Origin of the sequence: Parasphingorhabdus sp. (genome assembly GCF_049667325.1) — a bacterium.
Classification (GTDB): domain Bacteria; phylum Pseudomonadota; class Alphaproteobacteria; order Sphingomonadales; family Sphingomonadaceae; genus Parasphingorhabdus.
On sequence record NZ_JBATHY010000322.1, the window covers coordinates 1 to 12815 of the forward strand.

Consider the following 12815-nt stretch of genomic DNA (forward strand, 5'->3'; position numbering starts at 1 on the left):
GGATCACGAGTTAAGTTTCGAGGATTTTGGTCGATGGCAAGCGCATTTAGCGACATTCAACCCGACGAATACACCCCGTCGGAAAAGCATCCGCAGCATGGCGTCATCATTGGCGGACCGGCGGCGCGGGCAAAGCGCTTCGAATATGGCATATTGCTTTCCACAATGGTGGTCGGTTCGCTCGGCGCCTTATACTGGACGCTCGCGCATTCGACCGGCTGGGTGGAATGGTCTGCCTTTCTGTTCGGTTTCGCCCTGATCAACATGGGTGTCGGTATCGGCTATCACCGCTATTTCACCCACCGCGCCTTCGAAACCGGTCCCAAAATGCGCCTCGCCATGGGAATCATGGCCCAAATGGCCTGCCAGGCATCGGTGCTGAAATGGGCCGCCGACCATCGCCGCCACCACGCTTTTTCCGATGATGTTGGTGACGTGCATAGCCCCTATGTCGACGGCCACGGCAAAAAAATGCCGATCTGGAAAGGCCTCGGCATCGCCCATTTCGGCTGGCTGTTCGATAATACGACGTCCGACATGAATGTGTATGGCAAGGGTCTGATCGACGATCCGCAAGTATTATGGTGCCACAAGCATCGCTGGTCGATCGCTATTTTCTCGAGCATCATCCTGCCTGCTCTGTGGGCGCTGGCATTTGGCGGGCCGGAATATATCATCGGAACCATCCTGATCGGCGGCTTTTTCCGCAATTTCTTCTTCCTGAATTTTGTCATGGGCGTGAACAGCATTGGCCACGTCTTCGGATCCCAGCGGTTCAAGACCAAGGACGGATCGCGCAACAACTGGTTCATGGCATGGATGACCTTTGGTGACGGATGGCACAATAACCATCACCAGCACCCGCGCGCAGCGTCTTCGAAAATTGCCTGGTGGGAATTCGATCTCAACGGCCAGATCATCTATCTGTGGGAGAAAATGGGTCTGGTGTGGAACGTCCAGCGGGCACCTGCCTATATTCGGAACAAAGACGGCGAATGGGTCCAGAAAAAAGCAAGGGCCGCGATTGCCGGCCTCGTCGAACCGGACGTCATGTCGGCGGACGATGGCGGCGTAATGTTTCCCGCCAAAGACAAGCAGCATCATATCGAGCCTGCCGAATAACGGTCGGCGAACCGTTCGACTAATGTGATCGCAAGGTCAGGGTAGCGGAAACGGTTCCATTGCCCGCCGGATTTACGCTGAGAGACTCGACCGCAATTCCTTCCCGTTCGATCCGGGCCAGCCAGCCGAACAGTGCTGTCGGCTTTGCCGATTCCACCACCATATTGACCCGGTTATCCGACTGGGGGTTGATGGAGCCGACGGCGATGCCGGTTTCACCCGCGCTCTGACTGACAAAAACATCGATCCCGCGGCCGAACTTTGACGCCGCCCCGTCTGCCGGCAGCTGGAGAGCCGCAACCTTGGCGTCGATCCGGGCCTGCCGCTCGACCGCATCGAGATAACGCTCTTCGGCAGCAGTCATCGCATCGAACATCGGCCGCGCGATGCCATAATAGCCGACGAGTCCCGCGAGCAGCAGACCAGCAATACCGACCAGAATCTTTTCTCGTTGGCTAAGCCCGACGAACCAGTTTCTCGCATTTTCGATCATGGCGCGCGCACCGTGATATCCGCTTGCGCCGACCCCGTGGCGTCGGTGCGCGGGGTCGCGGTGATGATGAATCCCGCTTCCTGCATCGCCAGCAGCACCGGATTTATATCCTCGTTGCGGATAGCGGATAAAGTCGCCAGAACGATCCCGTTTTCGCCATAAGCCATTCGCGTAATCACTACATTTTGAGACGGTTGCAGCGCAGAGTACAGAGCAGAAGCCGGAACCGGGAACATGATATTGCCGCGATTTTCGGCAATCAGCCGTTGGTCCAGCGCGCGCTCGGCATTATCCGGACCGTCCATCTCCCCAACGACCGGAGCGGCGCTAGCCAGAGCGGCCTCATCCGCTGCTTCGGCCGCCCGATGATATTGCGCCAATTGCACCAACGGAATGGCGAGCGATAATATGATAAGCACTGCCGCCATCCAGCCGAGCAGGCGCTTTTGCGGTGCGCCCATCGTCCGCTGCGCTTTCTTGGCAAAGGGTCCGCTGCGAAAATCCAGATCGGTCCTTTCACTGACGCTGGCCAGCATCGCGTCAAAAGCGTCACCGACAATTGGCGAAATGGTCTGATCATCAAATAGAAATTCCCGGAACGCGGGGTCATCGGTCGCTATGATATTGTCCGCGCGGATGACCTGGTCAAATCCGAAATCCGCCGAAACCGCTCCGTCGCTGGTTGCCGGCAGCAACCAGCCCGAAGGAAGGATCGCATCGGGATCGAGGTTCAGCGCCTGCAAACGGACAAGCCCTGCAGACAATATATCGCGCCCTATCGACGCCGTGACCACCCCGCCGTTCTCCATAGTGGCGACAGTGTGACTGTTTTCCCGTTCGAGACTATCGGCTTTTGCAGCCAGAATCGCAGCAGCCAGGGCCTGGTCTTCGGTCACGTCGCTGATTGCTTCGTGGCCTATGATCGTGGTCAGGTGCGAAGCGACCAGCGCGATCACGGGAAGATCGTCTTTTTCTTCGTCTAGCTCCTTAGGTTGCGAAGCGGTCAGGGGTTCCGGATCGCATCCCGATGCCTGCACCGCGCCATCGCCGACGCGCCACCAATAGAGCGCTTCGTCATCAGCGGCCGGAAAGGCAATCAGGAGAAGATTCTGATTCACGCGCTTCTGTTCTTATTCGCCGTAGATATCGGCATTATCATCTTCACCGCCCGGCGCTCCGTCTGCGCCCAGCGAATAGAGATCAAAGCCCGGGCCCTGACGACCGGGATTGTCATATTGATAGGGCCGTCCCCACGGATCATCGGGCAATTTCTTGATATAGCCCCCTTGCCGATAGCGTGCGGTCGTAGCCAAAGACGGGGGCGCCGCAACCAGCGCCTGCAAGCCGTCGGACGATCCGGGATAGCTCAAATTATCGAGCCGGTACATTTCGAGCGCCTGCCCCAGGATCGCAATATCCGCCCGCGCCTTCTGGACCATCGCTTTATCCTGACTGGGCAACACATTGATCACCACAATCGTGGTCAGCAGGCCGAGAATGAAGATCACCACCATCAGCTCGACCAAGGTGAAGCCGTTGCGCTTACGCTGCGGCTTTGTTTCCCGGGCCAGAGCCCTGTCAGGACTTTCAATATCTGTCGTCATGATCATTCCTTTGTCCCGGCCCTATAGTCCGGCGAGATTCTGAAGCTGCAAGATCGGTAATAATATCGCCAATATCACCACCGCGACCAGCCCGCCAAGCGCGACGATGATTAACGGTTCAAGCAAGGACAAGGCGGTGGAGCTGAAATTGTCGAATTCGCGCTCCAGATAGCCCGCCGCCCGCGCCAGCATATCATCAAGCTGTCCCGATGCCTCGCCGCTGGATGTCATATAGACCAGCATCGGAGGAAAAACCGCAGTATTTCTCAGCGCGCTGGACAGACTCCCGCCGCCTCTTATGGCCTCCACCATGTCTTCCGATGCCTTGCGCAGCACGCTGTTATTGATCGTCTCGGTTGTCAGCCGCAATCCCTCGATTATTGGCAAGCGACTGGCGACCATCGTAGACAAGGTCCGTGCCAGCCGCGCCGCGTGCAAATCCCTCAGCAGCCGTCCGAAAAACGGCAACCGCAACAGAAAGCCGTCAAAGTGCAATTTGATAGTGGGTTCCTGAAGTGCACGCCAGCCGATCAACAGCGCCACGCCGATCAGGATTGCGATCGCCCACCACCAGTTCGCGAGAAAGCCGGAGATGCCGATGACGATGCGGGTGATCATCGGGAGTTGCTGGTTCACATTGTCGAATTGATCGACCACCTTGGGCACGACCGCAATCATCAGCAGCGCGACGACAATGACCGAGACCAGAGCCAGCACAATCGGATAGGCCAGCGTGCCGATCAACTTGCCGCGCAATTCGGCCTGTCGCTCGAGCAGATCGGCGAGCCGTTCGGTGATATCGGGCAGCGTACCGGAACTTTCCCCGGCGGCGATCATCGCCCGGTAGAGCGGTGGAAAGCTTTTCGGTTCGCGGCGCATCGCCTCCGACAAGCGCTGCCCCTCGATCACCCCGCCGTGGACCGTCGCGATCCTCTGCCGGACATGGGGTTTTTCATTCTGGTTGCCGATCAAGCGCAGTGCTTCCTCGAGCGGGCTGACTTGCGCGAGCGAAGACAATTGCCGGGTGAATAACGTCAGTTCTTTTGATGTCAGTTTTTTCGGGCCAAACAATCCGGTGGAAGCCCTGCCTTGCTTGTCCTGCGCCGCTTCCATGCTGACGACATAGAAATTTCGCTCGGTAAGCTTCGCCCGTGCCGCATCGTCGCTGGCCGCGGTCAGCCGTCCGGTTTTTTCCCGGCCCTTGGGATCGATCGCGGTATAGGCAAATTCAGGCATCGGCCGCTTCGCTTTGCCGCCGGGAGATTCGTATCGCTTCTTCGGCAGTGGTGAGCCCGTCACGGACGAGGCCTCTGGCGGCGGCACCAAGATCGGGCTGCCGCCGGAAAGCATGAGCGGTGATCGCGGCTTCTTCGCCACCATCGTTGATCAGCTTGCGCAGCGTGTCGTCGATGCGGATCGCCTCGAACACCCCGATGCGACCCTGAAAGCCGGTCTGGTTGCAGGCATCGCAGCCGGTCTCGCGAAAGATGCTAGTGCCATGGTCGAAGCCAAGCAGCGCGGCCAGCGAGCCGTCGACTTCCACCGGAGTGCGGCAATGTTCGCATAGCCTCCGGACCAGACGCTGGGCCACAACCGCGCGCAAGGTCGAGGCCAGCAGAAACGGCTCGACCTTCATATCGCGCATTCTTGTGATCGCACCCACCGCATCATTGGTGTGCACTGTGGAGAGCACCAGATGGCCGGTGAGACTAGCCTGCACCGCAATTTCTGCCGTCTCCCGGTCCCTGATCTCGCCGACCATCACCACATCCGGGTCCTGTCTGAGAATGGCGCGTAGACCTGCAGCAAAGGTTAATCCAACTTTGGCATTCACCTGGGTCTGGCCAATCCCCTCGATCGCATATTCCACCGGATCCTCGACGGTCAGGATATTGCGGCTGCCGTCATTAAGCTGTTTGAGTCCTGCATAAAGCGTTGTGGTCTTGCCCGAACCGGTTGGTCCGGTAACCAGGATTATGCCATTGGGTTCGGACAAGGCATCGGTCAGGATCGCGTGGGTGCTTGCCGACATGCCGAGAAGGTCGAGCGAGATGCCGGCGCTTTCCTTGTCCAATATCCGCATCACCACCCGTTCCTGCGCCCGGTTGGGCAGCGTAGACACACGCACATCGAGCAGCTTTCCGCCCAGCGTCAGGCTGATCCGGCCATCCTGCGGGATGCGGCGCTCGGCGATATCCAGCCGCGCCATCACCTTGATCCGGTTGACGATGACGCCTGCGACATGCGGAGGCATTCTCAGCTTCTCCGTCAGCACGCCGTCAACCCGCATCCGGACCACCAGCCCGGTCTCATAGGGCTCGATATGGATGTCAGAGGCACCCTGCCGCGCCGCTTCGGCGATAATCCCGTTTATCAAGCGGATTGTGGGCGCATCATCGGCGCTGTCCAGCAGGTCCTCCGCGCTGGGAATATCGCCAGCGATATCGTCCAGCCCTTCACCCGCGAGCGCCATATCACCGGCCATCGCCGCTGCCGAGCCGTCCATTGCATAATGCGCGCTAAGCAGCTTCTCATAGGCCGGACCATCAACCAGTTCGACTTCAAATGGCAGCGCCAGATAGCGGCGGACCTCGAGCAAGGCCGATGGGTCAGAACCCGCGCGCATGGCGAGGGATAGCCGGTCGCCGGTGCGATTCTGCAGCAACAGGCCATGGTCGCGGGCATAAGCATAAGGCAAGTCTTTGGCAGACTGAGACGCGACGGGGCCGTCATCCGCCTCTGAACCAACCGTCTCTGTTCCCCGCGCGATCTCCATCAGCGATTCCCGCTGGTCTCGCTCGCCGGCAGCGGTGCCTGCTCGATCATGCCGCTGTCCCTGGCTGCAGGCATATCGCCCGGAGCATAGATGATCTGGTCATCCGGACGTGACGAGACAGACGGCGGCACGGTCCCGAGATAATCGCGCACCAAGGCATCGAGCGACGGCTCCTGGTCCGGATTCTGATGCAATTGCCGGTCGCGTATATAGCCGTAGCGCGAACTTGAAAAACGCCGCGCATCATTGGGATCTTTCAGAATCGTCGGACGGATGAAGACCATCAGATTGGTTTTGACCCGCGATTTTCCCCGTGACTTGAACAATTCGCCTAGAATCGGGATATCGCCCAGAAACGGAACTTTCTGGATCGTTCGCCGCTCGTTGTCGTCGAGCAGGCCGCCCAGCGCGATAATCTCGCCATCGCCAACTGTCACCGTGGTGTTGATTTCCCGCTTGTTGATGATCAGCTCGTTGAAATCATCGGAAACCGGTCCGGCGATCGAGCTCACCTGCTGGCGCAATTCCATCCGCACTTCGTTGCCGGCGTTGATTTGTGGAGTTACCTCGAGCTCGATCCCGACATTCTGCCGCTGGATCGTGCGGAAGGCATTGTCGAAATTGCTCGACAGCGCCTCGCCGGTCGACACCGGAATTTCCTGACCGAACAATATGCTGCCCTTGAGATTATTGTTCACGGTCAGCGAAGGCGTCGAGAGCACATTGCTGTCGGTATCCGACTGCACCGCGTTGATGATCGCGCCGAGCACCGCACTGCCCCCGAGGCTGGTCGCAAAACCGCCAAAACCGCCGCGTGCACCAAGCACTGCATCCGCTGCATTCTGACGCAGCGCATCGCCAACCGAGCTATTGGTTGTCGTTGTGGTCGCGGTTGTCGTGGTGGTCGTGGTGGTCGTATCAAACTGGTCGGCCAGCAAACCGCCAGCAACATCGACGATATTCGGAGAGGCGTTGGAGAAATTGGTCACCGCAAAGGGTACGTCTTTCCCGCCCACCAGCCATTGCACACCCAGTTCACGGGCGAGAGATTCGGATATTTCCACGATGATCGCTTCGACAACCACCTGTTCCTGGCGGGTGTCGAGCTGGCGGATCAGTTCGCCGATCATCCGCTGGACATCGGGATTGGCCGCAACGATAATCGCGTTGGTACCTTCCAGACGGGTCACGATGGCCGGACCACGGCTGGCAATGCCATTTCCGCCGCTGGCAGCGGGTGCTGCCGTGCCCTCCCCTGTTCCGGCAGGCACAACCGTCGCAGTTTTTGCGCCGCCGTTACCCAGCAGGTTCTCGATTACCGGCAAAAGATGCTCGGCATTGGCATAGTCGAGCCGGTGAACGCGGATCTCGGTCCCCGATTCCGCGCGTTGATCCAGTTCCCGCGCCATTTGCGCAAAGCGCGAAACCGCGCCGGGGTCACCGCGCAGGGCGATGCTGTTGCTGCTGTCGATCGGTACGACGGTCACCGGAGCGCGCAATCCCTCGCCGCCGCCCTGTGCGGCCAGCGCCTGAAGCGATGTCGCGATTTCCCGGGCCCCGGCATTTTTCAGATTGATGATCGTGCTGGCGGCGCTGTCGCGGTCTATTTCTCTTACCAGAATGCGGATCCGGCGGATATTGTCCGCATAGTCAACAATCACCAGACTATTGGCGTTGCGGTTGGAGGTGATCGAACCCTGTTTGCTGACCAGCGGGCGCAGGGTTTCCAGCGCTTCGCTCGCGACAATCGACTTGAGCCGCACTACCTCGGTCACCAGCTGATTCCCCTCGGCGCCGCGGGTCCCGATTCGGCTCGGCTGCGATGCTGCACCGTCGGCGGGCTGGATGCGATAGGCGCCGCGGGTTGTCGGAATCGCGACCAGATTGTTGGCACGCAGGGTCGACAGGAATATCTCGAAATATTCCGAGCGGCTGAGCGGACGGTCGGTGACCACCGAAACCTTGCCCTGCACCCGGCTGTCGATGACGAAGGTGCGACCGGTGACGCGCGCTGCATCCTGGACGAAGGCGCGGATGTCGGCATCACGAACGTTCAGCGTGTGCTGCGCCGACACGGGTCCCACTGCCAAGCCAATACAAAGCGTCACTACGGCTATTATCCGGGCGAAAAAACTACGCATTACTGGACTCCAAGATTGACAGTGAGCGGAACCGTGTTGGCCCCGCGCTCGACTTCTACCAACAGGCGCGTGCCTGGCCTGATCTGGCTCTTCAACGCTTCGATATCGCCCGCCGAACCGACCGGACGGCCGTTGATCGATACAATGATGTCACCATTGCGAAAACCCGTGCTGTTGAACAGCGCGCCGTCGCCCAAAGGAGAAACCAATATGCCGGTGATCCGGCCCTGGTCGTTGCGTGGTGCCAGTGACGCAACGCCGGGAATTTCATTCCCGCCTGCCGTCGAGGGAAAAGAAGCGATTGGAACGTCTGTTCCTACAGTTTCCGCGGGGATCGACTGATCGAGATACAGACTCTCCAGAACTCCGCCGCGATTGATGATAACATGGTCAAAGGCGACACTGTTCAGCGTAACACCGGGCAAAATCTCTGCGCCCACCGCATAGCTTTCCTGCACCCCGTCGGGGCCGGACAATATCGCAGAACCCAGTCCCGATGCCTCGTTCATCCGGATACCGAAGAGCGTCAGTTGCAGCGACGTCACCACATTGGCGCTCTGCGCCGCACCGCTGCGGAAAAACGGATCGAAGCTGCCGAACAATATCAGCCGCGATTGCGGTGACAGGATCTGGACCTCGGCGGCGCGATAATCGCCCACGGGACCCAGGGGCGTCAGGATCACCCAGACCAGTCTTATGGCCTGAATCAGCAACAAAACCGCCAAAAGAAAGAACAGAACAGGATAGAGGCCCTGCTGACGATGCCAGCGGGCGATGACGCCAAATCTGTCCGAAAAGCTGTTACCCACGAATCCCCACAACCTTGCAACCCCTTGGCACTATAGCGATTTCAGCCGCTTACGACGACTCATTGATGACAAAAATATTGCCAGTTCAATCGGTCCCGCGAAATCAGGGCAATTGCATATCCAGCAGAGCGCCAAGATCATCAAGCGCCTGCTGTTCTGCCGAAACCTTGATCGCCGCCATGCCCAAAGCGGCCGCCGGTTTGCAGTTGATTCCCAGATCATCGAGATAGATGCATTGCGCCGGTTCGACGTTCAGCGCCTCGCACATCATCTGGTAAATTCTTGGGTCGGGTTTACGGATACCTGCCTTGCTGCTCTCGATAATATGGTCAAAACGCAACATGATCTCTTTCACCGCTGCGGCTTTTTCATCGCTCATCGCCATGCCCGCACCTTTTCCGGCAGGCACGTTGTTGGTGATGCAGGCAATCGTAAAGCCTTCGCTTTTCAACCGGTCGAGCGTGGCCACCATATTGGGGCGCACGTCGCCAGCCAGCCGCGCCAGCACATCAGCCCCGCGCAATTCAATCCCGATCGCGCGCGCTTCTTCGGCAAAGGCCTCGTCAAAGCCCGCACCATCGAGTTCGGCCCGCTCAAACCGCGCCCAGGCGTTGCTATCCGGATTGGCGCTGTTGATCCGCCGGACGCTGTCCTGCGGCACCCCTTTTTCGGCTTCCAGCCGGTTGAAGGCTTCGAAAGGGGACGATGTGATCACCCCGCCAAAGTCAAAAATTACGGTCTTATATGTCATGCAACAGCAGCTCCAAAAATTGATCCGATGGCGGCGGTGGCGGCCATGGCTGCGGCACCCCAGAATGTTACGCGGACGACAGGCCGCAAAATCGGCGCCCCGCCCAGTATGGCTCCGGTCGCCCCCAAAGCTACAAGCAACAATAATGCTGCGCCAGACACAATCCAGATCAGCATCTGGCCGCTGAACAGCGCCGCAAGGATCACCGGCAATATGGCCCCGGCGGCAAATGCCAGAGCAGAAGCAGCGGCTGCCTGCAATGGCTTGGCAGAAAAATGCTTGGTCAAGCCGAGCTCGTCCCGCAAATGCGTGCCCAGAGCGTCATGCGCGGTCAGCTGGTCGGCAACCTGTTCCGCAAGATCGCTCGTCAATCCCCGGTTCTTGTATATCGATATCAGTTCTATCCGCTCAGCCTTGGGCTGGTTTTCCAGCTCCCAGGCTTCCTTTACCCGCTCCGCCTTTTCGCTATCGGCCTGGGAACTGACCGAGACATATTCGCCCGCGGCCATCGACATGGCACCGGCCACCAGTCCGGCGAAAGCGGTGAGCAATATCGTCTGCTGGGAGGTTGCGGCGGCCGCGACCCCGACAACCAGGCTTGCGGTCGAGACGATACCGTCATTGGCTCCGAGAACGCCGGCACGGAGCCAGCCTGCTCGGTCAAGCCGGTGTGGTTCGTTATGTAATCTTGACAATTGCCGATCCTATTTGTTGAGATATTCCAGCTTCATTCCCGGCCGTTTCCAGCGGGTCTTAACCAGCTTGCCAGTCGCCGACAGACATATCCAGGCATCCATCATGTCGTCACCGCCAAAGCAGATATTGGTGGTAAAAATATCCGGTGTCGGGACAAATTCGACCAGTTCGCCTTCGGGAGAGATCACGCTGATCCCGCATTCACCGATGGTCGCAACGCAGATATTGCCGCATTCTTCCATCGCCAGACTGTCGAAAAATTTATAGCCGGAGGGGCGGTAGAGCGGAATGCCGGGACCGCCCGGTCCCGCATCAGCCGCGACCTTGCCGGGGGCAGTGATATTGAATTTCATCAGGCGGCAAGTGAAGGTTTCCGCTGCGTAAAGCGTTTTGCCATCTGGTGAAATGCCGACACCATTGGGATTGTTCGAAGGAAAAATCACTTCTTCCAGATGGCTGCCGTCGGCCCTGGCATAGAATATCCCGACGATGTCATGGCTGCGCTTTTCATAGTCGGTCTTGCCATGATCGGTGAACCAGAAACCGCCATGCGCATCGAACTGGATATCATTGGGGCCGCGTAAAATGCAGCCGAAATCACCGTCATTGTATAGCGTTTCGACTTCGCCGGTATCGACATCAACCCGCTGGATGCTACCGCCGGTATAATCCTTGGCGATGCCGGCGGGGGTCAGGAAACCATTTTCGTCCTGATATTCAAAACCGCCATTGTTGCAGATGTAGATTTTTCCATCGGGTCCCATGGCTGCGCCATTGGGGCCGCCACCGGTTTTCGCGATCACCTTCTTGGTGCCATCGGGCAAGACGCGGGTCAGCTGCTGGGCCGCTATTTCGACCAATATCACGCTGCCGTCGGGCATCGCAATTGGTCCTTCGGGAAAGCGTAGTCCTTCGGTGACTGTCTCCATCAATATATCCTCTCAAACTTTGTCACAGTCATTGCGGGAATATGGCGACAAGTCTAGTAGCAAGGCAGACAGTTTCAGGAGCAACTATGTCCAACTCGTATCCCCGAAAATTGCAACTCCATATCGATGGCCAGTGGATTGATGGCGAGGATCGCGAAGTCCATCAGGTCGTCAATCCCGCGACCGGACAGGCGATTTCGGATCTGCCCAAGGCGACCAAGGCCGACCTTGACCGGGCACTTGACGCCGCAGACCGCGCATTCCCGGTCTGGCGCGATACGCCGGTCGCCGCGCGCGCCGCCATTTTGCACAAGGCCGCCGACCTGATGCGCGAACGGGCTCCGGAAATTGGCCGCCTGATGACCGCAGAGCAAGGCAAGCCGCTGGCCCAGGCGGTCGGCGAAGTCACCGCTTCCGCGAGCCATTTCGACATCATGGCCGAAGAAGCCAAGCGTTGTTACGGTCGCGTATTGGTGCGGCCCGCAGGCCAGAACAGTTTCGTGAAATATCAGCCGGTCGGACCGGTTGCAGCATTCAGCCCCTGGAACTTCCCGGTATTCACGCCTGTCCGCAAGCTCGCCCCTGCGATTGCCGCCGGCTGTTCGATCATTCTCAAGCCAGCCGAAGAAACCCCGGCCAGCCCGATCGAGATGATTCGCTGCCTTGTCGATGCAGGCCTGCCCTCTGGCGTCGTCCAAATCGTCTTTGGTGATCCGGCTGAAGTCTCCAGCCATCTGATTGCCTCGCCGGTCATCCGCAAGATCAGCTTCACCGGATCGGTGCCGGTCGGCAAGCATCTGATGAAGCTCGCCGCAGAAGGTATGAAGCGCACCACCATGGAACTGGGCGGCCACGCGCCGGTGCTGGTGTTTGACGATTGCGATCTGGAAAAGACGCTCGATCTGGTGGTCACCGGCAAATTCCGCAACGCCGGTCAGGTTTGTGTCTCGCCGACCCGCTTCTATGTCCAGTCCGGCATTTATGACCGCTTTGAAAAAGCCTTCACCGAACGCGCAAAAAAGATCAGCGTCGGCGACGGGTTTGAAGAAGTCGAAATGGGTCCCCTTGCCAATCCGCGCCGACCGAGTGCGGTGGGCGCGATGATCGAAGACGCGCGGACCAAGGGTGCCGATGTCCGGCTCGGCGGCGAACGGCGCGGCGACAAGGGGTTTTTCTTTGATCCGACCGTGCTGTCCCACGTCCCGCTCGACGCCGATATCATGAACGACGAGCCGTTCGGTCCGGTGGCCGTTATGCGGCCCTTCGACACGCTCGACGACGCGATCGAACAGGCCAACCGCCTGCCGCTGGGCCTCGCTGCCTATGCCTTTACCGAAAGGTTGCGCACCGCCAATCTGGTTGGCGACAGGGTCGAGGCCGGGATGGTGGCGATCAACAATCTGACCGTCAGCCCCGGCGACGCGCCCTTTGGCGGAGTCAAGGAAAGCGGCCACGGATCGGAGGACGGGCCGGACGGGCTGAAGGCCTATATGG

General features: G+C 59.1%; 12 protein-coding genes. 2 read left to right on the top strand and 10 right to left on the bottom strand.

Features of this window, described 5'->3' with window-relative positions:
- Positions 1-33: 33 nt before the first annotated feature.
- On the top strand, positions 34-1122 hold the full coding sequence (locus WBM93_RS13970; protein ID WP_424432474.1) for an acyl-CoA desaturase: 1089 nt from the start codon (positions 34-36) through the stop codon (positions 1120-1122).
- A 19-nt stretch (positions 1123-1141) separates the two neighbouring features.
- Here WBM93_RS13970 and gspM read toward each other — a convergent pair whose 3' ends face one another.
- The 10 genes from gspM to WBM93_RS14020 all read right to left on the bottom strand — a co-directional run bounded on the left by gspM (position 1142) and on the right by WBM93_RS14020 (position 11321).
- Positions 1142-1615 carry a type II secretion system protein GspM gene (gene gspM / locus WBM93_RS13975; RefSeq protein WP_424432475.1) on the bottom strand — a complete coding sequence of 158 codons (474 nt, stop codon included), beginning with the start codon at positions 1613-1615 and terminating at the stop codon, positions 1142-1144.
- Positions 1612-2733: a hypothetical protein gene (locus tag WBM93_RS13980; RefSeq protein WP_424432476.1), complete on the bottom strand. Its 1122-nt coding sequence runs from the start codon at positions 2731-2733 to the stop codon at positions 1612-1614. The genes gspM and WBM93_RS13980 overlap by 4 nt, the downstream gene beginning before the upstream one ends.
- Positions 2734-2745: 12 nt before the next feature.
- Complete coding sequence (gene gspG, locus WBM93_RS13985; RefSeq protein ID WP_424432477.1) at positions 2746-3219, bottom strand: type II secretion system major pseudopilin GspG; 474 nt, start codon at positions 3217-3219, stop codon at positions 2746-2748.
- Positions 3220-3240: 21 nt separating this feature from the next.
- Positions 3241-4455: a type II secretion system inner membrane protein GspF gene (gene gspF / locus WBM93_RS13990; RefSeq protein ID WP_424432478.1), complete on the bottom strand. Its 1215-nt coding sequence runs from the start codon at positions 4453-4455 to the stop codon at positions 3241-3243.
- Positions 4448-5995: a type II secretion system ATPase GspE gene (gene gspE, locus WBM93_RS13995; RefSeq protein WP_424432479.1), complete on the bottom strand. Its 1548-nt coding sequence runs from the start codon at positions 5993-5995 to the stop codon at positions 4448-4450. The genes gspF and gspE overlap by 8 nt, the downstream gene beginning before the upstream one ends.
- Complete coding sequence (gene gspD / locus WBM93_RS14000; protein WP_424432480.1) at positions 5995-8136, bottom strand: type II secretion system secretin GspD; 2142 nt, start codon at positions 8134-8136, stop codon at positions 5995-5997. The genes gspE and gspD overlap by 1 nt, the downstream gene beginning before the upstream one ends.
- On the bottom strand, positions 8136-8945 hold the full coding sequence (locus WBM93_RS14005) for a type II secretion system protein N (protein ID WP_424432481.1): 810 nt from the start codon (positions 8943-8945) through the stop codon (positions 8136-8138). Before WBM93_RS14005 ends, gspD begins: the two co-directional genes overlap by 1 nt.
- A 103-nt stretch (positions 8946-9048) precedes the next feature.
- Positions 9049-9696 carry an HAD-IA family hydrolase gene (locus WBM93_RS14010; protein ID WP_424432482.1) on the bottom strand — a complete coding sequence of 216 codons (648 nt, stop codon included), beginning with the start codon at positions 9694-9696 and terminating at the stop codon, positions 9049-9051.
- Positions 9693-10391, bottom strand: coding sequence for a VIT1/CCC1 transporter family protein (locus tag WBM93_RS14015; protein ID WP_424432483.1), 699 nt, complete (start codon positions 10389-10391; stop codon positions 9693-9695). The genes WBM93_RS14010 and WBM93_RS14015 overlap by 4 nt, the downstream gene beginning before the upstream one ends.
- Positions 10392-10400: 9 nt before the next feature.
- On the bottom strand, positions 10401-11321 hold the full coding sequence (locus WBM93_RS14020; protein WP_424432484.1) for an SMP-30/gluconolactonase/LRE family protein: 921 nt from the start codon (positions 11319-11321) through the stop codon (positions 10401-10403).
- A gap of 86 nt (positions 11322-11407) precedes the next feature.
- Here WBM93_RS14020 and WBM93_RS14025 point away from each other — a divergent pair.
- A partial coding sequence (locus WBM93_RS14025; RefSeq protein ID WP_424432485.1) for an NAD-dependent succinate-semialdehyde dehydrogenase occupies positions 11408-12815 on the top strand: 1408 nt, incomplete at its 3' end.

Bases quoted from the DNA above. Each gene is read 5' to 3' on its own strand.
- gspM (WP_424432475.1), bottom strand. From the start codon at position 1,615: ATGATCGAAAATGCGAGAAACTGGTTCGTCGGGCTTAGCCAACGAGAA.
- WBM93_RS14010 (WP_424432482.1), bottom strand. From the start codon at position 9,696: ATGACATATAAGACCGTAATTTTTGACTTTGGCGGGGTGATCACATCG.
- gspD (WP_424432480.1), bottom strand. From the start codon at position 8,136: ATGCGTAGTTTTTTCGCCCGGATAATAGCCGTAGTGACGCTTTGTATT.
- WBM93_RS13970 (WP_424432474.1), top strand. From the start codon at position 34: ATGGCAAGCGCATTTAGCGACATTCAACCCGACGAATACACCCCGTCG.
- gspF (WP_424432478.1), bottom strand. From the start codon at position 4,455: ATGCCTGAATTTGCCTATACCGCGATCGATCCCAAGGGCCGGGAAAAA.
- WBM93_RS14020 (WP_424432484.1), bottom strand. From the start codon at position 11,321: ATGGAGACAGTCACCGAAGGACTACGCTTTCCCGAAGGACCAATTGCG.
- gspE (WP_424432479.1), bottom strand. From the start codon at position 5,995: ATGGAGATCGCGCGGGGAACAGAGACGGTTGGTTCAGAGGCGGATGAC.
- gspG (WP_424432477.1), bottom strand. From the start codon at position 3,219: ATGACGACAGATATTGAAAGTCCTGACAGGGCTCTGGCCCGGGAAACA.